We start from the raw sequence: 22724 nt of genomic DNA, 5'->3' as shown, positions 1-22724 counted from the left end.
GCTCCGAGTATCGCAAGACACTCGTGCCGTCACTCCCGCTGAGGCGGGAAACGGAGTGGCTGTCAGGTCAGTCCATCTCGGCAACGTCGGTTGGGCGAGGAGGCTGGGAGATGGATCCCCGCCTGCGCGGAATTGACGGTTGAACCTACGCGGCGAACCTTGACACGAATTCGTTCGTCGCATTGCGGAAATCGGCGATCTGCTCGCTGAAGCGACCGAAGCCCTGTTCCACCTGGTCGATTTCCTGCGCGACCTTTTCCGTGTCCGCGCGAATGGCGGCGATCGTGGAGCTCATCGAATCTGCCGCAAGCGCTGTTTCGTCGACCGCCGCAGTGATCATGGTGACCGTCTGGGCCTGAAGCTCCATCGCCTGCCGGATGCGATCGGCCGAGGTTTGTACTTCCTCCACGGTGCTCTGGATCGAGCCGTTCGCATCGACCGTCTGGCGAGTGGCCTGCTGGATCGCAGTGATCTTGGCGGTGATGTCGTCGGTTGCGCGCGCGGTCTGACTGGCGAGGCTCTTCACCTCCTGCGCCACGACGGCGAAGCCGCGGCCCGCATCGCCTGCGCGGGCGGCCTCGATTGTTGCGTTGAGTGCGAGCAGGTTGGTCTGGCCGGCGATATCGCGAATGAGCCCGAGGATCGACTCGATCGCCTCCACGTGGCTGGACAGCATCTGGCTGACCTTCACCGCTTGCGAAGCCTGGTCTCCGGCGCGGGTCGCGACATCCGCCGCAACTTCGACCTCGGAGCGGGCATCCTCGATCGCGCGGATCAATCCGGCGGCCGTCTGCGCAGCCTCGCGCATGGCGACCGCCGATTGTTCGGCAGCGGCGGCAACTTCACTGGTCTTGCCGAGCATGCCCCGCGCGCTCTGCGAGGTTGCGACCGCCTGCGTGCGCAGTTGGTCGCTTTCACCGGTGCAGCGGGTTACCACACCCATCACCTTGCGGTTGAACTCACTGGCCTGCCCGGCTTGTCGAGAATCCACTTCGGTACGGGTGATATCGATCGCGTGGTGAACGAAGACGTCGATCTCGAGCGCCTCGATTTCAGAAAGGGTCCGGCAAAAGAGGATGATCTCATCGGGATCGCTGACTGCGGAGCGGATCGCCTTGAATGCTGCCTCGGTCTCCGACGCAAGGCCTGCAAGCAGAGTGGAGAGGCTCACACCGTTCGAAAGGGCCTTTTCCACATAGGAGCGGGCAGTCGAGACCCAGGCAGGATTGTCGATGCGAGCGAATTTGTCCCGCAGGTAAGGCAGGATTCGCTCGGCGAGCTGCTCGACGTGTTCGTCACTGATTGGCGTCTTGATCTCCGGAGAGCGGCGATAACGGCGCCAGAATTCACGGGCGAGATCCGACTGCGCACTGTCAATCCGCTGCCACAGCGCTGCAGCACGCTCCGGAAGGCCGCCGCTGGCGTCGTACAGGGAGAGTCCCTTCGCCAGATCGTAGCCGTGATCCTTACTCTGCCGCCCTGCCATGAACGTCCTCTTCGATTGCGTGCCGTCTGAAGCTGGGCTCGTATTGGAACGGCAATGGTTAAGAGCGGGTTAGGCCGACTGCCCTTCGGTCCAGCTTGCCCTGAACGCGGCGCGGCCTTAAGCGCCGCCCACGCCTGTTTTCGTTGAGGAACCCGATCCGGCTCATGGCTAGAAACATCAACCGGCCGCTGTCGCCGCACCTGACTATCTGGAAGTGGGGGCCACACATGCTGGTCTCCATCCTCCACCGTGGGACCGGCATGGCGCTGTCCATTGCCGGTCTCGTCCTGCTTACCTGGTGGCTGCTGGCCATCGCTGGCGGGGCGGCGAGCTACAAGACGTTCACGGAGGCTGCAACGCATCCGCTTGGCCTCTTCGTTCTGATCGGTCTGACCTGGGCCTTCTTGCAGCATACCGCTTCGGGCATTCGCCACCTGATCATGGACGTGGGCGCGGGATTCGAACTCAATACCAACAAGACCATGGCTTACGCCACCATGGCGGCTTCGCTCCTCCTCACCCTTGCCCTTTGGGCCTACATCCTTCTGGTGCGCGCATGACCGGTCCGAAGCAGATGGGTCGTTTCGACCGTAACTCGGCCCCTGAGGGAAAGACTGCCCTCGGGAAGGTTCGTGGGCTCGGCTCTGCGCGTCATGGTGGTGAGCATTGGGTCCGCGAGCGCGTGTCATCGGCCGCACTCCTCCTGCTTGGCGTGTGGTTCATCATATCGCTGCTTCTGCTGCCGGACCTCCGCATGGACACGCTCGCCGAGTGGCTGCGCTCTCCGCTCGGGTTCGTTCCGATGGCGCTGTTCGTCTACCTCTGCTTCGAGCACAGCCTCGAGGGCGTGAAGGTGATTATCGACGATTACCAGGGTGACGATGGCGGCCGCCTGTTCTGGACCATCGTCAGCCTCTTCCTACATGTGGGCGTAGGGGCACTTGCCCTCTTTGCCCTGGCGCGCATCGCCTTCGGAGCTTCAGCATAATGAGTTCGACTGCCTACAAGATCATCGACCATGTCTATGACGTGGTGGTTGTCGGTGCCGGTGGCGCCGGCCTGCGCGCGACGATGGGGGCAGCAGAACAGGGGCTGAAGACGGCGTGCGTGACCAAGGTCTTCCCGACCCGCAGCCACACTGTGGCGGCGCAAGGCGGGATTGCCGCCAGTCTCGGCAATATGGGCCCGGATCACTGGACCTGGCACATGTACGATACGGTCAAGGGCTCTGACTGGCTGGGCGACCAGGACGCGATTGAATATCTCTGCCGGGAAGCGCCGGCGGCCGTCTACGAGCTGGAGCACGCCGGCCTCCCATTCAGCCGGACGGACGATGGGCGCATCTATCAGCGCGCCTTCGGCGGCATGACCCAGAACATGGGCGAAGGCCCGGCGGCCCAGCGAACCTGCGCGGCCGCCGATCGCACCGGTCATGCCATGCTTCACACGCTCTACCAGCAGAGCCTGAAGTATGACGCGGACTTCTTCATCGAGTATTTCGCACTCGACCTGATCATGGTCGACGGCGAGTGCCGCGGCCTCGTCGCCATGTGTATGGACGATGGCTCCATTCATCGCTTCCGGAGCCAGGCCGTTGTGCTGGCGACAGGCGGCTACGGGCGCTGCTATTTCTCGGCCACCTCGGCGCACACCTGCACCGGCGACGGCAACGCCATGGTGCTGCGGGCTGGTCTGCCGCTGCAGGATATGGAGTTCGTGCAGTTCCACCCGACCGGGATCTATGGCGCCGGCGTGCTGATCACCGAGGGCGCGCGCGGCGAGGGTGGCTACCTCACAAATTCTGAAGGCGAGCGCTTCATGGAGCGCTATGCGCCGAGCGCGAAGGACCTCGCCAGCCGCGACGTGGTGTCCCGTTCCATGGCGATGGAGATCCGCGAAGGCCGGGGCGTCGGCAAGGAGAAGGACCATATCTTCCTTCACCTCGATCACATCGACCCGAAGATCCTGGGCGAGCGCCTGCCCGGCATTACTGAGACCGCGAAGATCTTCGCCGGCGTGGACCTCACCCGCCAGCCGATCCCGGTGGTGCCGACCGTGCACTACAATATGGGTGGCATCCCGACCAACTATCATGGCGAGGTCGTCACGCTGAAGGACGGCAACCCGGATGCGGTGGTGCCGGGCCTGTTCGCGGTCGGCGAGGCCGCGTGCGTGTCCGTGCACGGCGCCAATCGCCTGGGCTCGAACAGCCTGATTGACCTGGTGGTGTTCGGTCGCGCTGCCGGCCACCGTCTTGGCGAGGTGATCAAGGGCGGGGCGGCACAGAAGCTGCTGCCGGCCGACAGCGCCGACCTGGCACTCGCCCGCCTCGACAGGTTCCGCCATGCCGAGGGCAGCAGCCCGACCTCTCAGATCCGGCTGGAGATGCAGAAGACGATGCAGCGGGACTGTGCCGTCTTCCGCACGGAGCGGACACTGGAGGAAGGGAAGGCGAGCATCAATGCTATCTTCAGCCGCATGGCCGACGTACGCGTCACGGACCGCAGCCTGATCTGGAACACCGACCTCATCGAGACGCTCGAGCTCGACAACATGCTCGGCCAGGCCGTTGTCACCATGCACTGCGCCGCCAACCGCAAGGAGAGCCGCGGCGCACACATGCATGAGGACTATCCGCAGCGTGATGACGCGAACTGGATGAAGCACACAGTCGCGTGGCTCGATGGGTGGGGCGGCGATTTCGGCCGCGGTGTCGCCATCGACTACCGCCCGGTACACGAATACACGCTCACTGAGGAAGTCGGCTACATCAAGCCAAAGGCGCGGGTTTACTAAGCGGCCCCGCGCCGCTCCCGCGCGAGCTTCATCACGGTGCTGATGATTTCGGCCACAGCGGCGTAGAACTCGACGGGTATGGGTCGGTCCACATCCGCCCCGGCGTAGAGCGCCCGGGCAAGGGGCGGGCTCTCGATGATCGGGACCCTGTGCTCGGCAGCAAGCTCGCGGATGCGCAGGGCGACCAGGTCGGTGCCCTTGGCGACCACGACCGGCGCGCGCATGGCGCCATGGTCGTACTTGAGCGCTATCGCGTAGTGAGTCGGGTTCGTGACGATCACACTGGCCGTCGGGATCGCGGACATCATGCGAGCGCGTGAGCGAGCGGCGGCGATCTGGCGCTGTCGGGCCTTCACCTCAGGGTTGCCGTCGCTTTCCTTGTGCTCGTCCTTCAGTTCCTGAAGCGACATGCGCATGCGCTTCAGGAAAGCGCGGTGCTGGTAGAGGAAGTCAAATATGGCGATCGCGCCAACCAGCAGCAGCACGGCCTTGATCAGCGTGAGCGACAGGGTGCCGGCGGTGCGCAGGATGTCGGCCGGGTGCATACCGACAAGCTGGTCGAGCGCGGTTAGGTGCGGGCGCAGGACCCAGATGCAGATGAGCAGCACTGCGATGCACTTCGCGAGGGTCTTGGCGAATTCGACGAGTCCCTGCGGGCCGAAGAGGCGCTTCAAGCCGGCAAAGGGGTTGAGCTTCTTCCACTGCAGCTTCAGCCGCGCCCGGCTGAGGGTCGGCCGGCCTTGGATGAAGGGTATCGCAACGCCCGCCACCAAGAATAGCCCCAGCATGGGGAGAAGCGCGCGCGCGAGTTCCAGGAGCAGGGTGGAAGCCAGGAGTTGAGCGCCAGCAGGATCGAGGCGGAAATCCTCGGCGCGGCCCCATAGCCCTTCCGACAGTCGGTTAACGGAGGTCACAGTGATGGTGGCGAACCAAGCGCACGCCGCCAGCAAGGCCAGCAGCATGACGGCATGGCGCATCTCGGGCGCGGTCGCGACTTCGCCCTTGCGGCGAGCGTCCTCCAGCCGCTTGGGCGTGGGCGCGTGAGTCTTGCTGTCCTGGTCCTCAGACACGAGTCCAGCCGTCCTGCAGCCACAGCGCAAACTGGTCGCCGAACAGGCTTAGCATGCCGCCGACTGTTCCGGCGAACAGGGCCAGGCCGAGCAGCAAGTTCAGAGGCTGCGCGATGAAGAACACCTGGATGGCCGGGGCCAGGCGGGAGGAGAAGCCCAGCGCCAGGTTGAACAGGAAACCATAGACGAGGAAGGGTCCGGCGAGGCTGACCGCCAGCGCGAAAGACTTGCCGACGGTTGCGATCGCAAGCTGGGCAAGGTCGCCGAGGGTCGGCATGGCGCCCACTGGGAACACGCTGTAGCTGCGGACGATGGCCGCGATCCAAAGGTGGTGGATGCCGAGCCCGAGGCAGACCAGGGCGGCAGCAAGCGCGCACAGCTTGGCCAGCACCGGCACTTGGCCGCCCAGGCCCGGGTCGAACAGCAGTGCGGAACTCAAACCCACCTGCATGCTGACCAGAGAACCGGCCATGCCGATTGCCTGAAAGAACAGTTTCACCAGCATTCCAAGCGAAAGGCCGACGAGCAGCTCAATGAGCAGCAGGCCGAGTAGCGCGCGCTCATCGCGAGCATGGGGGAGCACGTTGCTGCCAAGCAGACCGCAAAGCGCCAGCGTCAATCCGAGCGCCAGCAGCAGTCGCACGTACCCGGGTACCGCTTCTTCCGAAAAGACCGGAAGCAGCATCAGCACCGATCCGACCCGCGCGAAAAGCAACAGGAAGGTGGTGGCGTAGAGCGGGAATTCGGCGAAAAGCGCGGCGGTCATCCGCCGATGATCCGCTCGCTAACAAGGGTCATGAACTGCCCCAACGCCTGTCCGATCATCGGCAGGCACATGAGGAAGACAACGCCCATCACCAGCAGCTTGGGTACGAAGGTCAGAGTCATCTCCTGCACCTGGGTGAGCGCCTGCAGCAGCCCAATCACGACACCCGTGATCAGTGAGGCGATCAGCAGCGGACCCGCGACTGTCAGGATCAGCAGCAGCGCGGCGCGGGTGAGTTCCATGACATCGGCGGGCGCCATGGTCAGATCTGCATCCGCATGATGTCCTGGTAGGCGGAGACTACGCGGTCCCGCACCGCCACCATGGTATCGAGCGCCGTTTCTGCCGCGCCCATGGCGGTGACTACGTCGATCAGATCGCCTTTGCCCGCGACCTGTGCGGCGGTCGCCTGCTCCGCGGTGCGCATGGTGGCAGCGGTGGAGGAGACGAGGTCTTCGACCATGACGCCGAAGGCGCCGCCGCCCTCGCTCGAGCTGGTGGTGGGGGCAGCCGGCTTGCCTGCGCCCGTTCCGAGCACGCGCGCATAGGCCGACGCCGCATCGAGTGCGCCGATGGACATGAATGGCTTCCTTTCGGTTACTTCAGGAGGTCGATGGTGCGCAGGGTCATCCCGCGCGCGGCTTCGATCGCGTTGAGGTTGGCCTCGTAGCTGCGCTGTGCGGACTTCATGTCGGCGGTCTCGATCAGGCTGTTGACGTTCGCGTGCCTGACATAGCCCTGCGCGTCCGCTGCGGGGTTGCCGGGCTCGTACACGCGCTCAAAGTCGGACCGGTCGCGAGCAATGCCCTGCACCTTCACTCCTTCCCCGGCACTTGTCGAATGCGGGCGAAAGACGGCGAGCTTGCGTCGGTACGGGTCCCCGCCCGGCGTGACTGCCACGCTGTCTGCATTTGCGAGGTTTTCCGCAATGACCCGCATGCGCAACGATTGCGCCTTAAGCCCCGAGGCGGAGATCTGGGTGACCGACTTCAGGTCCATCCATTGCTTCCTTGCGGCCCGATGCCGCTAGTCCCCTTCTAGGCAGATTTTGCCTACTCCAGTCGGGCTGACCCGATTCTCCTTTCTATGGAGCGAGAAGAAGGAGTGTTCGCCGATGACCGCGCTAGCAGGAGTTCAGGTGCAATTGTCGGTGGTGCTGGGTTCCACCCAGCTGACCATTCGCCAGGTGCTCAAGATGGGACGCGGCACCATGATCCCCCTCGATTGCGGTTGTGATGATCCGAGCGAGTTGCATGTCAACGGCGTTGCCGTGGCGCGGGGTCGGGTTCAGGTGAAAGGAGACCGGATGACCTTCGAGCTTGGCGAGATGCTGAGTCGGAACGGCTGAGATGGATGCGCTATCCCTGCTGAGAACCCTTGGGTCGTTGGCCGTGGTCCTAGGGGTACTGGTCGGCGGCCTCTGGTTTGCCCGGCGGTTCAACCTCGGCCCAGGCATGACAGGATCCGGTACAGGGCCAAGGCGGGTCGAGGTGGTTGAGCGCACCCCCATCGACAGCCGCCGTTCGGTACTGCTGATCCGGAGGGACGGCCGCGAGCACTTGCTGGTGATCGGACCGGAAGGAACCGCTGTCGTCGAAAGCGCGATCGTGCGGGACGCATGCGACCGCCAAGCGGAGGAGGCGCGGAAGTCCGAGATTGAAGCTCAGCGAGCCATGGCAGCCAAACGGATCGAGCAGGCACAGGCCCGCACCGCCGCGGCGATGAACGGGGCGCGAACACTCGTGCAGGCGGCGTGGCGAAGCTTACGGGTGACGGGCAAGCGATGCGCGCGGCTTCTGAGACATCAGATCCGAAGACGGCGACTCATGCTGTCAAATGAGAGCTTCGGCATGGCACTCGCTCGAATCTCGGCGGTTTCCGCCGACCAAAAAGAGTCACACATGTAAATGTTGCCGACACATTCGGAAGGCATACGACTCGGGCAGCAACCTGGGGTGGGACCGGTGAGCGAAGATATCGAATTTCACGCGCTTCGCGCGCGCAATGAACTTGATGCCAGCCGAAAGGCGAAGTCCGCCACGGCGGCGATGCTCCATCTGCGACTGTCGTCCCTGCACGTCGAGCAGGCTCGCGCGCTTCGTCAACAAGGCCTGAGCGAACCGCAGGGTTCCGGTATCTAGATCCGCAACCTGGTAGTGACCTCTACGGGAGGGGTTTGCCGTCGCGGTGACGACCTGAAGTCAATAACTTACAATCCGGTCCGACGGCGTTTCGTACAACTTCGTACTACCGACACGTACGTCCTGCAGGCTTCAATCGGGCGCCATCAAGCCTACGTCAAGTCTGCACCCACCGTGCGTCGGACCGAGTAACTGATGCCTGATCATCCAACCGCGCTTGGTTGGGCACGTCCGCCCATGGTGGGAAGCGGAACGGCGGCTTACGGGTAAGCACCGGCGGACAGCAGACGTTTGTTCATGCAAATTGGATTGTCCGCACAGCGCCCTCTCCAGTCATCAATGACCTGGTTGCCGGCACCCACAAGCGGACTCTTGTCCGCTGCGGGTTAGGTGTGACAGGCGTCTGAGTTACGCGGGTGAGCAAACTGTCGCGAGATCACGATACTAACGCCGTTTCCGACTAGTCCAATCCACTCCGTCCCCGAAGCGGAAACCAAAGATCACTCCTGCTGTGGCGATCCCCTACAATCCTCAGATCATTAGGCACCAGGTCTTCCGCTATCGCTGATCCTTTTCAATCTGGAACTATCATCACCGTGAATGTCTGCACGATGGCGTCACGCTCCCTCTTGGAAGCTCTTGGCAGGCTGATCGTCAACAGCCCGGCAGTTGTCACCGGAAGATTGTAGCGAAAGCTGACAGTCTCTTCCGTTCTCATCGACGGCTGTTTCCCGTTGTAATTCACGCTCGTTCGGGTGAGGTCCGCACCAGCCCCCTTCGTCACCCGCAGCAAGAGCGTGTGAGCCGCATTGCAGCTATGCGCGATCTGCAAAGTTAGCTTGAGGTCCTCACCTGGCGTCACTTGCAAGTCATGGACCTTCGCATTGCAGCGAGGTTGCAATGTTCCGGACAGCCGCATCTGGACAGAAGTCTGCCCCGCCGCTCCCTCGAACGGCATAGTCGCCAGCGCGACCAAACCCAGGATCTTCAGCGGATTCGCCATAGCGCGGCCCTTCATTTCGGTTCGACCGTGATGGTGATCACGTCCTCATAAGTGCCTGCCTGGCGGTTGTCGGCGTCTGTGATCCGTACGGCCATCCGATAGTTTTCGGCCTGCAGACCGCGCGCCGGGTTGCGGTCCAGCCTCTTCGGCCCGCCACGAAGGTCCAGTGCCTGCCCATCGACAGAAAAAGCGTAGGGGATCGCCGTCGCGGCAGGCTCCGACCTGTGGCGCATGGCGCCCTTGTTTGCCGAAGAAATCGTCAGCAGAACCGGAGCGGTCGCACGGACCTGGATGTAGGCATCCCGCTCCGCGCCCGTGACCAACTGGCCGAAAGACAGGCCGGCCGCGTTGACCGACCCGAACACCGACGAGCTCGTCCCCGCCAGGTTGATCTGGGCGCGCGCCGGGACGTCACCTCCGATGATCAGCGGAACATCGCTGCCGACCTGCTGCGGTACACCATCGGTCACATCGTACAGTCGCAGGGTCAGCTGGTCCTCGTACAAACCTGCGGGAGCGAACTGACCCGCGGGAATCATCGCCTTCAGCCGGATTGTTCTCGTCTTCCGCTCTTCCCCGCTTCCGCGCGAAACCTGCCGACCGTTCCCGTTGATCGCTGCCGGAGCATTCAGGTCGTTGCTGACCAGCACCCCATTGATCTGGAGCTCGTAAGTTAGCTGCCCGCGCGCATCGCGCATCATTCTCTGGCGGCTCGATCCCGCGCCTGCGATCGCCAGGGCGTAACGGCACGGTTTCGCGCTTTGCTGCTCGAGAAGGAGTTCGATCTCCAGCGTTTCCTGCACCGCGTTCAGCGGATCGTAGATCAGGCGGGCGACGCCCGCCGACGGGCGCATCGAGGCCGCACATGCCGGGTCCGCCGCTGCAGGGGACGCAGCCATGAGGAGCAACGCGCCCGCGGCCAAACTCAACATCCGCAGCATCAGCGTTCCTCCTGCCGGGCGGAAACGCGACCGACTTCTATAATTCCATCCTGGTCCTCGCCAACGACCAACTCGGCGATGAGCTTGTCTGCGCCGATCTCCAGGCGATACTTGCCCGGCGCAAGACCCGTGGCAACAAACCTCCCGGCGCGATTGGTGAAGATCTGAACCTTCTTGCCGCCTGCCTTGTCGATCCGCACCAGGTCGCCGACAGCGAGGCCGATCGGGGCTCCGCTGCCGTCGATCAGATTGCCTTGCACCGTGCGTGAGGCGTCGGACCCGACCTGCGCCAGATAGCCGGTGGCCGGCCCGGGCAGCAGTTCGTAATAAGACTTGCCAGGATCGTACCCGTCAGGAAGCGTCTCGGCACGAACCGTGACCCGCCGAGGCGCATGGGCTCCGCCGGCCGGCGCAAGCGCAGGGCCGAAGATCCCGGACCGCGCGATGATCTTCTCGTCCTCGATTCCACGGGTCACGAGGACGCTGCTGCGAAGCGTCCGGTGCGGATAGGCCAGCAGGAAGTTCGTTCCGACAGGCCTGCCGAATCCGACCCGGTCACCGGCGAACGCGACCTGGGTCGCCAGCGAATAGGAAGAGCGCTGCCGCATGTTCTTGCCGGCGAGGTCGGTCGTGAGGTCGTGCCGAAGGGCGATGAAGGCGCGGTTGGCATTGTAGCTCAGCTCCCCCGACCCGGCGAAACCGCTGCGGTCGCGGGATATGAGCGCGCGATATCCGTAGTCGCCCAGCTCGTCCCCGCGATATCGGGAATATTCCAGCTGCGTGGAGCGGGACCGGCTGTCGAAGCTCGAGCGGCCGCTGGTCCGGAAGCCCAGTGAACGGCTCGCCGAAAGCAGGAACCGCGTCCCCGCCCCGCGTTCCGTACGAGTCCTCTCGGCGCTCGCATTGAAGGTCATCGACATCAGCGACGTGGACAGATTCAAGCCGAGAGATCGGTCGCTCGGCCGATTCCCGTACTTCGTCGTCATCAGCCCGGACAGGCCAACTCCGAACCGGTCGAACACCGTGGCGGAGAAGCGCGCGCGAAGGTCGAACCTGGTCGGGTCGTCGCCTGCGGCATCCCCTAGCGCGACGAAGTTCCTAGACCGATGCCGGACCTCCACGTTCAGCGCTGGGCTGTCGAGGAACGCTGCCGGCTTGCCACCAAGCTCGTAGTTGAGCAGCAGCTGGTGCCCCGCGCCCGCCAAGGCATCGCGCGAGACGGCCCCCGCCACGCCGAAGGTTCCGATCCCGGTCGCAAGCCCGGCCGAAACGCCGCCGACCGCCTGTCCCCCACCGGCCTGAAAGTCGAAGCCCGCGGTCAGGGACTGCGTCAGTCCTCGGCGGTAGAAGAGCGTGAGTGTCGGATCGCCGCCATAAGCGATCGAACCGCCACCTGAGCGCAACTGCGGAAAGCCGGCATAGGCGCCGAACTCCGAGATGCCGGGGTCGAGCAGGTTGAAGTTGAAGAATTGCGAAAAGGACGTGAGCAACCGCCGCCCGTAATCGTCGACGACGTAGATATCGATCCGGTTGAGCCCCGACGCGAAGTTGAAGTCGCGAACGTCATACTGGCCTCGCTCGAGCCGGAAGGCCCGTGCCACCACGCCGTTGACGAGCACCTCCACGACCGCCGGTTCGTCCAGCGCGAACTTGAACAGCCCGCTCGGCCTGACGTTGCGGTATGGCTGCAGCTGCGAATAATTCTTCTCGATTCCGATGCCGCCAATCGGCAGGCTGGACTGGAATCCGGCAGCGGTCGGCGAAATGTCGCCGGCCATCAGCCGGAGCGCGCGGTCCCGGTCGTCACGCGTCAGGGTTACGGCGCCGCGGCGCAAGCCGCCCTCCCCACCGCCGTAGAACATCTCGGCGAACAGGTTCAGCCCCTTGGCTCCGCCCAGGTTAAAGGCCGTCTGCGCGGCAACGTTCACCGGCTGGAAGTCCCCGAACCAGCCCTGCTCGTGGGAGACATTCTGGCTGACGTTGAAGATGCCGGTGCCCGAAAAACCCGTCGGCGGGTCATAGTCGCTGTCGAAGACCGATGCTTCCTGGACGAGCGCGAGGCTTCGGCGCCCCTGCTGGTCGAGCGGGATGCTGACCGACACCTCCAGCGTCGCCGGATCGTAGGCCACCTCGACACCCGCCGCCTTGAACTCCTCGGCGGTGACCAGGCCCGACGAGCCGCGCGCTCCCTGGATCCGCGCCTTCATGGTCGGGGTCAGCCGGTCGCCGGCAAGGCGAACGAAGTCGGCTGGATCGAGCGCCAGGCCTGATCCGTCAGGCGCGATCTGCGCGCCGATATCGCCGAGGAATGTGCCCGAGAAAACCAGCGGCAGGTTGATCCGCGCTGGCGCGGGCATCGGCCGGTCGGCGGTGGCGGCCGGCGTTGCGCTCGCCGCAAGCGCCGGAGTGGCGCCCAGCACCAGCAGGCCCGCAGTCCCCAGGCAAGTGCCCAGCTGAAGGGCCGTGACGCTCCTGCGCATCGCTACCGATCCAGCGCCGTGACGCTCTCCACGGCCGCCGCGAGCGAGATCCGGCTGCTGCCGATCGGGACCACGGCGACCCGCGTCTCGCCCGGAAGGATCCAGCGCAGGTCGTAAGCGTCGCGCAGCTGGGCGGGGTCGAGACTGAGGTCCACACCGCCCTGGCGGATGCGCAGGGGTGCGGCGTCCAGCCGGGCGTAACGGCTCCCGCGGTTGGTGAAGGTCAGCGTGGCGGTGCTGCCGGCCACCTGCGCGGCGAGCTCGACATTCTCCTTCGCGCCGGCGGGAACGACGTGAGCGAGCGTGGTGAACTCGAACAGGACACGGACCTTCGGGTCCGCCTGACCGGCGGAGATCGGCACCTGCCGGAAGGTCAGGGCGTAGGTCGCCGAGCGGTCCAGGGCGGCGGGTCCGTTATAGACCAGGCGGACCTTCTTGCGCTCGCCGGCGGCGGCGATGAACTGTTGCGGGACGATGGTGAAGTCGGCGGGCGCCGGTACATCCAAGGCGACGCCATGTTCGTCATAGGACCGGCGCGAGGAGGTGAGTTCGATGGCGACGGGGCGGTTCTGGCTGTTCCAGAACTCAAGCTCACGGCTGCTGTCCTTGCCTGCGGGCGCAAGGTCATAGACCATCGGGGTGATCGTCTGCGCGGAAGCAGGGACAATCACCCCCGACGCCATGACGATCGCCGCAATCCCCAGGAGCACGCCCCTCACCGCGATCACTCCTTAGAGCGCCGACGATAGAAGCTTGAGGGTGGGCTGCCCGGAGACGCCCTTGACCGTGAACTCGCGTTTGGCTCCCGGCGGAATCAGCGTCCGCCCGGCCATGTTGCCGAGCTCGGTACCGGCGACCGTCTTGTCGCCGAAGGCGAGCGAGAGCGCGTCGATGTAGACGAAGCGATTGCCGTCGTTGCGGATGACGACCTTCATGCCGTCCCCATCAGGTGCAGCGGCTTCGAGCACCGGCTTCGGAGCAGTACCTGCGGGCACGATGTGGACGGACGCGCCCACGCGCAGGATGCGCTGGACGCCGGACTGACCGCTGTTGGTCAGGTCGACGGGGACCTCGGCCGAATACAGGGTAAAGGAACGGGACTGGTCCACGTTGCCGCCGGCCCACTGGACCCGCACCGCCTGGCTCTTGCCTGCGGGAATCACCGCTTGGGCCGGGAAGACCGTGAAGAGGTCGTCTGCGGGAATCTGATCTTCGGTTCCGTCCGGCTTTACCTTGCGTTCGACCACTTCGAACGTGACCGGGAAGCCGACGTTACGAGGGTTGCGCACCATGATCGTGATGCCCCGGCTGTCGCGCGGAATTTGCATCACATTCACGATCGGCTGCACGTCCTGGGCTGCGGCTGCCGGGGCGAGCGCAAGAAGGCTCAGGGCGGCAAGAGCGAGACGAAGACGCGGTAAGCGCATTTGGAGACCCCCGGAAGAAAGGAGGCCCCGGTCGCCGAAGCGACCGAGGCCAGGAATATTAGTTCGGCTGAATCGAAATCGTCAGCGTGTCCTGATACGTACCAGCAACGGTCGCGACGTTCGCGAGCTTGACGGACATGGACCGGGTGAAGTCCGTGTTCACGTTCGCCGGATTGTGGAAGTTGGTGATCACAAGGTCACTGGAGAGGTTGGCGTCGGTGGCGAAGCCGCCCGAGAGGCTGAAGGTATAGCCCAGCTCGTTGCTGCCGCTCTTCAGCTTACCACCGTTGGCCGACTTGATTGTCAGCGTGGCGTAACCCGGGTAGTTGCACTTGCTGCTGAGGCTTTCCGAACCCTGCACACCGGGGTTCTCGAGGTTCAGTTCCGAGAACGGACCATTCAGGAAAGCGGAAACGGTGCAACGCTTGTCGAGGGTGCCCGAGAGACCGACGCTGATGACCGGCGAGTGAGCGGCGGTGATCGGGTTGGCAGCGGTCTGGGCAGCAGCCGGCGTCGCGAAAATGCCAGCGGCAACCGCGGCGAGAAGAAGCTTCTTCATAGGAAATGTCCTCATCGGAAAGTGGAGTAGGAAACCGAGAGATCGGCACCCACCAGGATGATGAGCGCGCCCCCCACCGAAGCTTGGAGAAGTGGGCCGGCATGTCGTCCGACTCGCTTCGACTTCGGTAAACAGGTTGTTAATCGGCTTGGTTTTTCGTTCGTCCCCAACTTTGGTGATGCTCGCAGAAATGTTCCGAAATCGGACAGTCAGAACATCATCATGAACGGGCGCACCTGGGTCAGCAGGGCCTCGCGGCTGTTAACGCCCAGCTTCTGGTAAAGCCGGCGGATGTGGGTGCGCACCGTCTCCACCGAGATCTTGAGGCGCTCGGCCGCTTCCTGCGCCGTTGCTCCGTGGAACAGCAGCTGCGCGATGCCTTCCTCGCAGGCGGTCAGGCCATAGGCCTTGCCCAGTCCGACGGCGCGCCCGCTGCACTGCTCGTCGGTGCGGCGAAGCGAAAGGCCGTAGACGCAGCCTTGTCCCGCGTCGGACACGCGCCGGGCGCAGACGATCAGGTGGGACGCGCCGTCCTGCAAAGGGATGCACGTGCCTTCGGGCCGGAATCGCGCCCGAGCGAGCAGTGCCCCCAATTCGGCATCCGACCGGCCCACGCACAGACGGCCTTCGACGCTTGCGACAACGGCGCGCGAATCGAGCCAGGATGAAGCGACGGCGTTGGTCCAGCGGATCAGCAGCTGATCATCGACCAGCAATCGCGCGACCTCGTCCGACGCAAGCCAGGAAAGGGCCAGTTGCGGAAGATCGACGACCTCCGCAACCGGCTTGAACAACACGCTCAAACACAGCCCCCGTTACAACTGCCGCCCGCCGATCACGCGCCGGACTGCGAAGAGTGCCCCCGCGGGAGGAAAGCCCCGCTTCATGCCGCTCCGTCCCGACCTCCGGCTGGAGGGAATCGGGACGCGCCGCCGGGCCGGAACAAGCCTCAGCCGGGGCATTCCGCGATATCCGGGAAGACTACGGGGATACCAAAGTGGAACAATGACCGGTATCGGGGCGACGGGGGTCTGCGTATCGATGCCTAGCCGTTTCGAACGGGCAGCGGGGTTGCTGCCCGCGTCCAGTCAGTCGCGTGCAGTGCATCGCTTCATGGGTCTCGCCCGAAGCGAGCGCCTGCCCACGCGCGCGTTGTTCTGGATCCCCGTCCTGATTGCTTACGGCGTGACCTTCACGCTCCTGCGCGTGCTGGCGTCTCACTGGCAAACGCAGGGGCTGTTCAGCCTCTGGTTTCCGGCCGCGGGGCTGCGCTTCGCGTTCATCTGGACGGCCGGCGCGCGGATCACCCCCGCCGCGGCCCTCGCCGAGCTGATGGTGAGTGCGGCCAGCGGGACGGTGGCGATTGCCCCGGGCTCCCTCCTCGCGCTGATCGGAGTACTTGGTCCGTGCCTGGTGTATGGCGGCGTCATCCACTTGGTCCGCGACCGCTTGTTCGCCCGTGCGGAGGCCTCCGATCCTCTGCCCTTCGCCCTCGCCGCGGCGCTCGCGCCCATCGTTGCCAGCCTGGCGGCGCTGCTCTGGGCAGTTCCGCAGCTCGGTCCGAACGACACGCTCGTGGGACCGGAGCTGTTTTCCGCCATGCTGGTCTTCGCGCTCGGCGATATGCTGGGGGTGCTTCTGCTCGCGCCGCCAATCTTGTGGCTGGTCCAGAGGCTGAACCCGTACGCCTCGCGGCCATCTCCGAAAGTGCTAGTCTCCCGCTGGCCCGAAGTCGCCCTGGTGTTGGCGCTGGCCTGGCTGCTGGTCTTCTTCATCCAGGAAGTCGACCTGGGAGTTGTCCTCGCGCCGGTGCTCCTGGGCACATGCTGGGCCGGACTTCGCGGCGGGCGACCGGCCGCCTGGCTCGCCATTCTCCTGAGCGCGCTGATCGTTCTCCCGCTCAGCACGGGCGCGGCGGGAGATGTTCAGCGCCTGCATGCTCACATGCTTCTCGCCTGCATCGCCGCCGGCGGTTATATCGCGGGCAGCTACGCCGACGCTCAGGCCATTGCCCGCGCGGAGATCCGCCGTCGTGACCGGCTGCTGCTTCACGCGGAGCGACTTAAGACCTTAAGAGCGATGTCGCTCGGTGTCATCCACGAGGTCAGCCAACCGCTGTCCACCATCGCGCTGGAAGCCAACAGCCTGCTCAGCGCCACCGCTGCAAGGCAACCCGATCTTGCGGAAGTCCGGGACATGTCTGAGCGGATCGCGCGGAAAGCGCAGGACCTCTCCGAGCTCATTCGACGGCTTCGCAGCTTCGGGGAAGGCGCCGGCGAAGGCCGCACGACCGTGAGCGCCTTCCACCTGCTCGACGAGCTGTTGCGGATGACCGCCACGCAGGCAGAGCATGAGGGCGTGCGGCTGGAACTGCGTGGCGGGAGTGATGCGATCCTGTCCGTCAACGAGGTCGAGATCCGGCAAGCCCTGCTCAACCTCGTCCGCAATGCCATCAACGCCTCACCGCGTCCGGGTGGAACCATCTGGCTGGGCGTATCGCACGTCGGAGAACATGCGCTGTTCTCCGTGGAGAACCGGGTCGATCCCGCTGCCGGGCGGCGAAGCGGAATGGGGATTGGCCTCTCCATCGTCCAGATCGTCGCGCAAAGCCACGGGGGAGAACTCCGAGTCGATCGTCCGGGCACCGGCAGGGTCCGGTGCATCCTTCAACTGCCACTTGCTGGAGAATGACGGTGAACAGTATCCAGGACTCCTTGGTCTATGTGGTCGACGACGACCAGGACCTGGCCGCCTCTGTGACACGGCTCTTGCGCCGGTCCGGCTATCAAGCCGAACCCTTCAACGATCCCGATGCGCTGCTCGACGCCTACGAGCACGCACCCGCCGCCTGCGTCATCACCGACGTCATGATGGGCGCAACGGATGGTTTCCAGTTTGCTGAGCGACTGAGGACAATCGACACCGCAACGGCAATCGTCTTCATGACGGCATGGCCGTCCACGTCGAGCGCCGTGGATGCGGTTCGCCGGTTCGGCGGGCTCGATTACCTAGAAAAACCCGTGGACGAGCCGCGCCTTCTGGCGGCCGTCGCGGAGGGGCTGGAGTGGAGCTCGAAGCGGCGCCGCGTCCAGGAACTGACCGCCGCTCTGACCCCCCGGGAACTCGACGTCTTCCATTTGCTGGTGCGAGGATACTCCACCAAGGCAGTCGCCCGGGAATTGAACATAAGCCCGCGCACGGTCGAGGACCACCGTTCGCAGATCATCTCGAAGACAGGAGCCCGCAGCCTGCCGGAGCTGATCGATCTCAGATCCTCGCTCATGTCGTTCGAGAGCTAGGAATACGGACCGAGGGCTCCTTCTTAAGCTCCCCGGTCGATTTGCTGAATAATTCGAGGCAGCGGCGTGGTGCCTGGTGGGTAGACGTCAGTTCTAGCTTTCTGACTGCTTCTGACGGCTACCAGCCCGACAGCCGCCATTCGACTTCCGGCCAAATGCGGGCATCTGGAGGGAGGTGATGATGGGCTGGCAAAATTAGCCCACCTTCCTGTTCAGATCTCGGTCGCTTCGGCCAGCGCCAGAGATCTTCCACTTCGACGTCGAGGTATCGGGACGGTGGTCTCGATCTTACTGTGCCCGAGGGGGATCCGCACTGCGCACAGATCGCCTGTCTGCTTGTAGATCAGGGCTGCCTTGGTGCGCCTCACTTCGTACCACCCTTTCGTACGGGCGGTGAAGGAAGCATTGATTTGCCCGCATTTCCCTGTTCTACTTGAAGAACTTCGGGAAGTGGTGACCCCTACGGGAATCGAACCCGTGTTTCAGCCGTGAAAGGGCCGCGTCCTAACCGCTAGACGAAGGGGCCATGCTTGCGCCGAGGGGCGATTAGGCGAGGCGGCGTCGGGGGTCAAGGCGAACAGGCCCACTCTTCGAAGCGCCGCTCCAACAAGCGAAAGCGGCTCACGACGGACACGAAGAAGGCGGTCGACCAGCCGAGCAGAATGATCCCGTTCGCGCCTTCGGTCGCGCCGAGGATGCGCCAGTTCTTCGGCAGGGTCAGGTCTCCATAGCCGATCGTCGTGTAGGTCGCGGTCGAGAGATACAGGGCCGATTCGATGTCGGGAACCGCGCGCACAAGATCGAAGGCGCCTGCATAAGCCCAGATTCCTGCCGAATGGACGGCGAATAATCCGAGGGCAGCGATCAGGATAGCGCCCGCTGCTCGGACGAAGCGCCGTGCAGGCGGGCGGCTTGCCGGTGCGCTCCCATCGCCTAGAGCAGGGACCACAGACCCACCAGGGGCATGACGATCGTGAGCGTCACCATCCCACTGGCGATCAGCAATTGAGTGACCACGGGGCTCATCACTCAAGTTGCGAAGGCTGCGTCGTCGACGTGCATCTCCGCCTTGTTGCCGCCGTTCCATTCGTCCCGCTTGATCGATCCTGCGAGCCAGAAACGCTGGTCGGCGGAAGCCGAGAGAAGTGCCTGACCGAACGCGGTTTCGCCCGATCGGAATGCAATCCACTTGAACGTCGAGCCATCGTCCCCGCAGGCGAGCCCGCGCACGTGACCGTTGCCGACGATGCCGGTCTTCAGCAGCCGCGCCGGCCCGGAGGCGACGCGCGGACTCGGCCAGCCGGCTCCATACGGCCCCCCCGCGTCCAACGCATCGCAGAGGTTGGCCGCGACCCCGCGCGGTGCGCACAGCGTGTCCAGCAGCAAGGAGCGGTTCTCCCGGGAGCGCTCGACATCTGCTGCGAGGCGCTGATCCAGAAAAGCGCGTAGCGCGTCGATGCCGCCGGGTCGCACGGTCAGCCCGGCGGCCATGGCATGGCCGCCCCCGGCGAGAAGCAGGCCGCTGTCTTTCGCCGCGAGCACGGCCGCGCCAAGGTCCACCCCATTGATCGAACGGCCGGAGCCCTTGCCCCTTCCGTCTTCTTCAATCGCGATGACGATCGCCGGACGACCAAACCGCTCCTTCAAACGGCCCGCCACGATGCCGATCACGCCGGGGTGCCAGCCCGAAGCGGCCACCAGGATCACGGGGGCGTCCGCTTGCTGTTCGCCTTGCCGCTCGGCGGCCTCGAGGACCATCTGCTCGATCGCTCGACGCTCTTCATTGAGGCGGTCCAGTTCCGCTGCGAGTGTTCGCGCTTCTTCCGGGCAGCTTGTCGTGAGAAGGCGGACACCAAGGTCCGACTTGCCGACGCGTCCACCGGCATTGATCCGTGGCCCCAGTGCGAATCCCAGGTCCCGACAGGACGGCGCCTTCACCAGACGCGCGGCTTGGGCGAGCGCGGCAAGCCCGATGTTGTTGCCTTGCGCCATGACTTTCAGGCCCTGCGTGACGAAGGCGCGGTTGAGCGACTGGAGCTTAGCCACGTCTGCTACTGTTCCGAGCGCAACGAGGTCGAGCAGGTCCAGGATTTTGGGCTCGGCCGTGCCATCGCTGAAGCGACCGCGCCGCCGCAGCTCCCGGAGCAAGGCGACCCCGAGCAGGAAGGCCATGCCGACCGCGGCGACATGGCCGTGGGCAGCGCCAATTTCCGCTTCGTCGAGCCGGTTCGGATTCACGAGCGCGTGGCACAGCGGCAACGCGGCGGCGCATTGGTGATGGTCGATCACCACCACGTCCAGCCCGGCCGTGTGCGCAGCTTCAAGCGCCTCGAACGCCTGAGCACCGCAATCCACCGTCACGACCAGGGTCGCGCCGCGTTCCTTCAGCGAGACGAGGGCCGGACCGGAGGGACCGTAGCCTTCCATTAGCCGGTCGGGAATGTAGGTTATCGGATCGAGCCCCAGCCGGCGAAGCAGGAGTACAAGCACGGCCGAGCTCGTTGCGCCGTCGACGTCATAGTCACCGAAGATCGCAATCTGCTCCCCTGCCTCGACAGCGTCGGCAAGGCGAAGGGCCGCCTTGTCCATGTCCCGGAATGCCGAAGGATCGGGCAGGAAGTCGCGGATGGTCGGGGAGCGGTGGCGCGCCAGATCCTCGCGACCGATCCCGCGGGCAAGCAGAAGCTCGTCCACCAGCGCGTCAGGGGTCGGTTCCCCCTCGCACTGCCGCCGCCAACGCCACGGCTGACCACCGAGCGACCTTTCCACCCCCAGAGCGAAATTCATGCGAAGCGGGATAGCAAAGCTTCGCGGATTTGACTCGCTCTTTTGCGCGGCAAGCCGGGGATGGAGTGACCGGTAAAGCCGCTTCCGCCTGCGACCCCAAACGTCAATGCGGCAATGCCGAACCGGCGGGCGACCGCGTTCTGGGTCAGGTCGATGCTCTGGATGGAGCGAAGCGGCAGGATCAGGGTGCTGCGCTTCCACCAGCCTGTGCGGATCAGCAGGCGTTCGCCGGCAAGAGCAAACCGGGTCCGTCGCCAGGCGAGCCAGCGCGTGCCCAGCACAAGTGCCAGCGCACCGATGCCGATGAGCGCCATGGGCGAGAAGGCGAGGCCGATCAGCGCCAGGACCAGAGGTCCTAGGAGCCAGACCGCGAGGCTGCTGACGTAGGCGAGCGAGATGTGCTCCCACGGCTGTGCGGCAAGCGCATCCTCCCAGCCGAGCTCCGCGAGTATCGGCCTCAGCTCATCGGTTTGCGCCAGGGGTGCGATGACGTGATCGCCGCTCTTGGCTTCTTCGTCCCTAGCGAGGCTCTGAAACTTCAGCTCGCGCCAGCCGAACCGCTCCCGAACCGGTCCGGTAAGGATGAGCGCGGCCTGTACCCGGCGCAGCGGTAGAGTGACGTCCGTCAGCGTGAACAAACCCCTGCGACGCCGAAGTCCGGTCCCCGTCCGGTCGAGGCGGAAGCGGAAATCCCGCAGGAGAGTCCGGATGATCCCAGTCAGGAGCCCAGCTGCGATCAGCAAGAACAGACCCGCCACAAAGGCTGCATTCTTATGGTTCGCAGCATAGCTGGCGAAGGCATTGTCGCTGAGAGTCACCTCCCAGAACTCCCGCTCGAAGGGATCGAAACCGAGAAGGTCTCCGAAGGTCTGGGTTGCGCCGAACAGGCCCGCGAAGATCGCCAGGCTGAAGTTGAACATCCCTGCGGTGAGGACGCGCTTGAGGGACATCGCGAAGAGCGGTCGGGGTTCGTCGTCTGAGACAACCGAAGGGGTCGGCCCACCGCGCCGCGCACGAATGTGCTCGCGCAGTGACTGCGCCCGCGCGAGGGCAATCGCGGGAAGAACGGCTTCGTCGCTCCCTGCCGATCCGCCAGTTTCGAATTTCACCTTGGCTAACCCGAGCAGCCGGGCAATCGGGCCTTGGCTGATATCGACGTCTTGAACGCGGTCGAACGGGATGGAACGATGGGTGCGGCTGATGATGCCGCTGTCGATCCGGATCTCATGAGCGCCGACGCGATACTCGAAGCGGCGCCAGTACAGAAACAGGCTGAGGGCGAGGAATAGCAGCAGCGCTCCGCCCGCGATCAGTGCCGTCTCCAGTCGGCCCGTCGCCGCAAGATAGCCGATACCGGCATAGCCGCCGGCCACACCGCGCAGACTGCCGCCGAGCCCCGTGATGAGAATGAGCGGATGCAGCCGCTCGGGACGCGCAAGGTCGGCGCTCTCCGCAAGAGGGCTCATTCGAGGTCCGAGCGGATCTGCCCCCGGATCAGGTCGCGGATCTCGGATGCGCGTTCCGGGGCAAGACCAGGCAGCGTGACGATGCTGTTGTGGGTTCCGGCTGTGTGCACCACCAAGGTGGCCGTTCCGAACATCTTGTCGAGCGGACCGCGCGTAACATCGATGTGCTGCACTCGGATGAACGGCACGATCGTATCGGTATGGAACAACCATCCGCGGACCACCTGGAGGAGGCTTGGCGTGAGCTGATATCCGAGGCGCTTCCAGATGCGAGGCGGGGCCGTGACCGCCGTGATCAGCGCCAGGATCGGCAAGCCTATACTGAGCGCCCCCTGAAACGCACTGCTCTCGATGACGGTTTGATCCAGCACCACACCGCCGATCAGCACCGGCACCCAGCTGAGAAGGGTGCGGATCCTCACGACGTTGATGTAGCCGCGCTCCACCGGAAGGAGCGCGGCCGCCGAGTCCTGTTCCGCGACCTCAACTGTCATAGCTGTACA

Annotated in this window: 25 protein-coding genes and 1 tRNA gene; 8 read left to right on the top strand and 18 right to left on the bottom strand. The window is 64.7% G+C overall.

Annotated elements, in window-relative coordinates; translation table 11 throughout:
- Positions 1-145: 145 nt before the first annotated feature.
- Positions 146-1486, bottom strand: coding sequence for a methyl-accepting chemotaxis protein (locus JT720_RS13755; RefSeq protein WP_237219628.1), 1341 nt, complete (start codon positions 1484-1486; stop codon positions 146-148).
- A gap of 164 nt (positions 1487-1650) precedes the next feature.
- Here JT720_RS13755 and sdhC point away from each other — a divergent pair, with 164 nt between their 5' ends.
- From sdhC to sdhA, 3 genes are read left to right on the top strand one after another with little or no spacing between them, the layout of a single operon-like run.
- Positions 1651-2046, top strand: coding sequence for a succinate dehydrogenase, cytochrome b556 subunit (gene sdhC / locus JT720_RS03400; protein WP_205479362.1), 396 nt, complete (start codon positions 1651-1653; stop codon positions 2044-2046).
- Positions 2043-2474, top strand: a complete 432-nt coding sequence (gene sdhD, locus JT720_RS03395; protein WP_205479361.1) for a succinate dehydrogenase, hydrophobic membrane anchor protein — start codon at positions 2043-2045, stop codon at positions 2472-2474. The genes sdhC and sdhD overlap by 4 nt, the downstream gene beginning before the upstream one ends.
- On the top strand, positions 2474-4282 hold the full coding sequence (gene sdhA / locus JT720_RS03390) for a succinate dehydrogenase flavoprotein subunit (protein WP_205479360.1): 1809 nt from the start codon (positions 2474-2476) through the stop codon (positions 4280-4282). Before sdhD ends, sdhA begins: the two co-directional genes overlap by 1 nt.
- Here the strand turns inward: sdhA and flhB are convergent.
- Genes flhB through flgC form a run of 5 tightly spaced genes read right to left on the bottom strand, consistent with a single transcriptional unit; the run spans position 4279 to position 7117 of the window.
- Positions 4279-5352, bottom strand: coding sequence for a flagellar biosynthesis protein FlhB (gene flhB, locus JT720_RS03385; protein ID WP_205479358.1), 1074 nt, complete (start codon positions 5350-5352; stop codon positions 4279-4281). The genes sdhA and flhB overlap by 4 nt on opposite strands.
- Positions 5345-6118: a flagellar biosynthetic protein FliR gene (gene fliR / locus JT720_RS03380; protein ID WP_205479356.1), complete on the bottom strand. Its 774-nt coding sequence runs from the start codon at positions 6116-6118 to the stop codon at positions 5345-5347. Before fliR ends, flhB begins: the two co-directional genes overlap by 8 nt.
- A complete protein-coding gene (locus tag JT720_RS03375) occupies positions 6115-6378 on the bottom strand; it encodes a flagellar biosynthetic protein FliQ (protein WP_205479354.1) in 264 nt (87 codons plus the stop codon). Before JT720_RS03375 ends, fliR begins: the two co-directional genes overlap by 4 nt.
- Before the next feature lie 2 nt (positions 6379-6380).
- The gene (gene fliE, locus JT720_RS03370) at positions 6381-6698 is read right to left on the bottom strand and encodes a flagellar hook-basal body complex protein FliE (protein WP_205479352.1); all 318 of its coding nucleotides are present in this window, start codon (positions 6696-6698) and stop codon (positions 6381-6383) included.
- Between the two features lie 17 nt (positions 6699-6715).
- Positions 6716-7117: a flagellar basal body rod protein FlgC gene (flgC, locus tag JT720_RS03365; protein ID WP_205479350.1), complete on the bottom strand. Its 402-nt coding sequence runs from the start codon at positions 7115-7117 to the stop codon at positions 6716-6718.
- 115 nt (positions 7118-7232) lie between these two features.
- Here flgC and JT720_RS03360 point away from each other — a divergent pair, with 115 nt between their 5' ends.
- From JT720_RS03360 to JT720_RS03350, 3 genes are read left to right on the top strand one after another with little or no spacing between them, the layout of a single operon-like run.
- A complete protein-coding gene (locus JT720_RS03360; RefSeq protein WP_205479348.1) occupies positions 7233-7466 on the top strand; it encodes a FliM/FliN family flagellar motor switch protein in 234 nt (77 codons plus the stop codon).
- Position 7467: 1 nt separating this feature from the next.
- Entirely contained in the window at positions 7468-8025 is a 558-nt protein-coding gene (locus JT720_RS03355; RefSeq protein ID WP_205479347.1) for a flagellar biosynthetic protein FliO, read from the top strand.
- Positions 8026-8082: 57 nt separating this feature from the next.
- Positions 8083-8259, top strand: coding sequence for a hypothetical protein (locus JT720_RS03350; RefSeq protein ID WP_205479346.1), 177 nt, complete (start codon positions 8083-8085; stop codon positions 8257-8259).
- 574 nt (positions 8260-8833) lie between these two features.
- On the opposite strand, the gene JT720_RS03345 is transcribed toward JT720_RS03350, so the two are convergent.
- From JT720_RS03345 to JT720_RS03315, 7 genes are all read right to left on the bottom strand, one after another.
- Entirely contained in the window at positions 8834-9262 is a 429-nt protein-coding gene (locus JT720_RS03345; protein WP_205479345.1) for a hypothetical protein, read from the bottom strand.
- A gap of 11 nt (positions 9263-9273) precedes the next feature.
- Positions 9274-10203, bottom strand: a complete 930-nt coding sequence (locus JT720_RS03340) for a hypothetical protein (protein WP_205479344.1) — start codon at positions 10201-10203, stop codon at positions 9274-9276.
- Positions 10203-12683: a fimbria/pilus outer membrane usher protein gene (locus JT720_RS03335; protein WP_205479343.1), complete on the bottom strand. Its 2481-nt coding sequence runs from the start codon at positions 12681-12683 to the stop codon at positions 10203-10205. The genes JT720_RS03340 and JT720_RS03335 overlap by 1 nt, the downstream gene beginning before the upstream one ends.
- Before the next feature lie 2 nt (positions 12684-12685).
- A complete protein-coding gene (locus JT720_RS03330; RefSeq protein WP_205479342.1) occupies positions 12686-13402 on the bottom strand; it encodes a fimbrial biogenesis chaperone in 717 nt (238 codons plus the stop codon).
- Between the two features lie 12 nt (positions 13403-13414).
- On the bottom strand, positions 13415-14032 hold the full coding sequence (locus JT720_RS03325; protein WP_205479341.1) for a fimbrial biogenesis chaperone: 618 nt from the start codon (positions 14030-14032) through the stop codon (positions 13415-13417).
- Positions 14033-14168: 136 nt separating this feature from the next.
- Entirely contained in the window at positions 14169-14669 is a 501-nt protein-coding gene (locus tag JT720_RS03320) for a hypothetical protein (protein ID WP_205479339.1), read from the bottom strand.
- 209 nt (positions 14670-14878) lie between these two features.
- Entirely contained in the window at positions 14879-15466 is a 588-nt protein-coding gene (locus tag JT720_RS03315) for a LuxR C-terminal-related transcriptional regulator (protein WP_205479337.1), read from the bottom strand.
- 208 nt (positions 15467-15674) lie between these two features.
- On the opposite strand from JT720_RS03315, the gene JT720_RS03310 reads away from it, so the two are divergent.
- Both JT720_RS03310 and JT720_RS03305 read left to right on the top strand, forming a co-directional pair.
- The gene (locus JT720_RS03310) at positions 15675-17360 is read left to right on the top strand and encodes an ATP-binding protein (RefSeq protein WP_205479335.1); all 1686 of its coding nucleotides are present in this window, start codon (positions 15675-15677) and stop codon (positions 17358-17360) included.
- A gap of 11 nt (positions 17361-17371) precedes the next feature.
- Positions 17372-17968, top strand: coding sequence for a response regulator transcription factor (locus tag JT720_RS03305; protein WP_419555389.1), 597 nt, complete (start codon positions 17372-17374; stop codon positions 17966-17968).
- A 451-nt stretch (positions 17969-18419) separates the two neighbouring features.
- On the opposite strand, the gene JT720_RS03300 is transcribed toward JT720_RS03305, so the two are convergent.
- The 5 genes from JT720_RS03300 to JT720_RS03280 all read right to left on the bottom strand — a co-directional run bounded on the left by JT720_RS03300 (position 18420) and on the right by JT720_RS03280 (position 22715).
- Positions 18420-18494 (bottom strand) — tRNA-Glu (locus tag JT720_RS03300).
- 42 nt (positions 18495-18536) lie between these two features.
- On the bottom strand, positions 18537-18917 hold the full coding sequence (locus JT720_RS14105) for a potassium channel family protein (RefSeq protein WP_336511930.1): 381 nt from the start codon (positions 18915-18917) through the stop codon (positions 18537-18539).
- A gap of 80 nt (positions 18918-18997) precedes the next feature.
- Entirely contained in the window at positions 18998-20755 is a 1758-nt protein-coding gene (gene recJ, locus JT720_RS03290) for a single-stranded-DNA-specific exonuclease RecJ (RefSeq protein WP_205479331.1), read from the bottom strand.
- On the bottom strand, positions 20752-22221 hold the full coding sequence (locus tag JT720_RS03285; RefSeq protein WP_205479329.1) for a PH domain-containing protein: 1470 nt from the start codon (positions 22219-22221) through the stop codon (positions 20752-20754). The genes recJ and JT720_RS03285 overlap by 4 nt, the downstream gene beginning before the upstream one ends.
- Complete coding sequence (locus JT720_RS03280) at positions 22218-22715, bottom strand: PH domain-containing protein (protein ID WP_205479327.1); 498 nt, start codon at positions 22713-22715, stop codon at positions 22218-22220. The genes JT720_RS03285 and JT720_RS03280 overlap by 4 nt, the downstream gene beginning before the upstream one ends.
- Between the last annotated feature and the right edge of the window lie 9 nt (positions 22716-22724).

The sequence above is a fragment of the Sphingomonas arenae genome (assembly GCF_016924655.1).
Taxonomy (GTDB): domain Bacteria; phylum Pseudomonadota; class Alphaproteobacteria; order Sphingomonadales; family Sphingomonadaceae; genus Sphingomicrobium; species Sphingomicrobium arenae.
The sequence above is the reverse complement of the archived record's forward strand: the minus strand, read 5'-3'. Positions and strand labels throughout refer to the sequence as shown.

What these genes read in the sequence shown, in the direction of transcription:
- JT720_RS03320 (WP_205479339.1), bottom strand. Translation starts at nt 14,669, where the DNA reads ATGAAGAAGCTTCTTCTCGCCGCGGTTGCCGCTGGCATTTTCGCGACG.
- JT720_RS03360 (WP_205479348.1), top strand. Translation starts at nt 7,233, where the DNA reads ATGACCGCGCTAGCAGGAGTTCAGGTGCAATTGTCGGTGGTGCTGGGT.
- JT720_RS03340 (WP_205479344.1), bottom strand. Translation starts at nt 10,203, where the DNA reads ATGCTGCGGATGTTGAGTTTGGCCGCGGGCGCGTTGCTCCTCATGGCT.
- JT720_RS03375 (WP_205479354.1), bottom strand. Translation starts at nt 6,378, where the DNA reads ATGGCGCCCGCCGATGTCATGGAACTCACCCGCGCCGCGCTGCTGCTG.
- JT720_RS03335 (WP_205479343.1), bottom strand. Translation starts at nt 12,683, where the DNA reads ATGCGCAGGAGCGTCACGGCCCTTCAGCTGGGCACTTGCCTGGGGACT.
- flgC (WP_205479350.1), bottom strand. Translation starts at nt 7,117, where the DNA reads ATGGACCTGAAGTCGGTCACCCAGATCTCCGCCTCGGGGCTTAAGGCG.
- fliR (WP_205479356.1), bottom strand. Translation starts at nt 6,118, where the DNA reads ATGACCGCCGCGCTTTTCGCCGAATTCCCGCTCTACGCCACCACCTTC.
- sdhC (WP_205479362.1), top strand. Translation starts at nt 1,651, where the DNA reads ATGGCTAGAAACATCAACCGGCCGCTGTCGCCGCACCTGACTATCTGG.
- sdhA (WP_205479360.1), top strand. Translation starts at nt 2,474, where the DNA reads ATGAGTTCGACTGCCTACAAGATCATCGACCATGTCTATGACGTGGTG.
- sdhD (WP_205479361.1), top strand. Translation starts at nt 2,043, where the DNA reads ATGACCGGTCCGAAGCAGATGGGTCGTTTCGACCGTAACTCGGCCCCT.
- JT720_RS03310 (WP_205479335.1), top strand. Translation starts at nt 15,675, where the DNA reads ATGACCGGTATCGGGGCGACGGGGGTCTGCGTATCGATGCCTAGCCGT.
- JT720_RS13755 (WP_237219628.1), bottom strand. Translation starts at nt 1,486, where the DNA reads ATGGCAGGGCGGCAGAGTAAGGATCACGGCTACGATCTGGCGAAGGGA.
- fliE (WP_205479352.1), bottom strand. Translation starts at nt 6,698, where the DNA reads ATGTCCATCGGCGCACTCGATGCGGCGTCGGCCTATGCGCGCGTGCTC.
- JT720_RS03280 (WP_205479327.1), bottom strand. Translation starts at nt 22,715, where the DNA reads ATGACAGTTGAGGTCGCGGAACAGGACTCGGCGGCCGCGCTCCTTCCG.
- JT720_RS03345 (WP_205479345.1), bottom strand. Translation starts at nt 9,262, where the DNA reads ATGGCGAATCCGCTGAAGATCCTGGGTTTGGTCGCGCTGGCGACTATG.
- recJ (WP_205479331.1), bottom strand. Translation starts at nt 20,755, where the DNA reads ATGAATTTCGCTCTGGGGGTGGAAAGGTCGCTCGGTGGTCAGCCGTGG.
- JT720_RS03285 (WP_205479329.1), bottom strand. Translation starts at nt 22,221, where the DNA reads ATGAGCCCTCTTGCGGAGAGCGCCGACCTTGCGCGTCCCGAGCGGCTG.
- JT720_RS03355 (WP_205479347.1), top strand. Translation starts at nt 7,468, where the DNA reads ATGGATGCGCTATCCCTGCTGAGAACCCTTGGGTCGTTGGCCGTGGTC.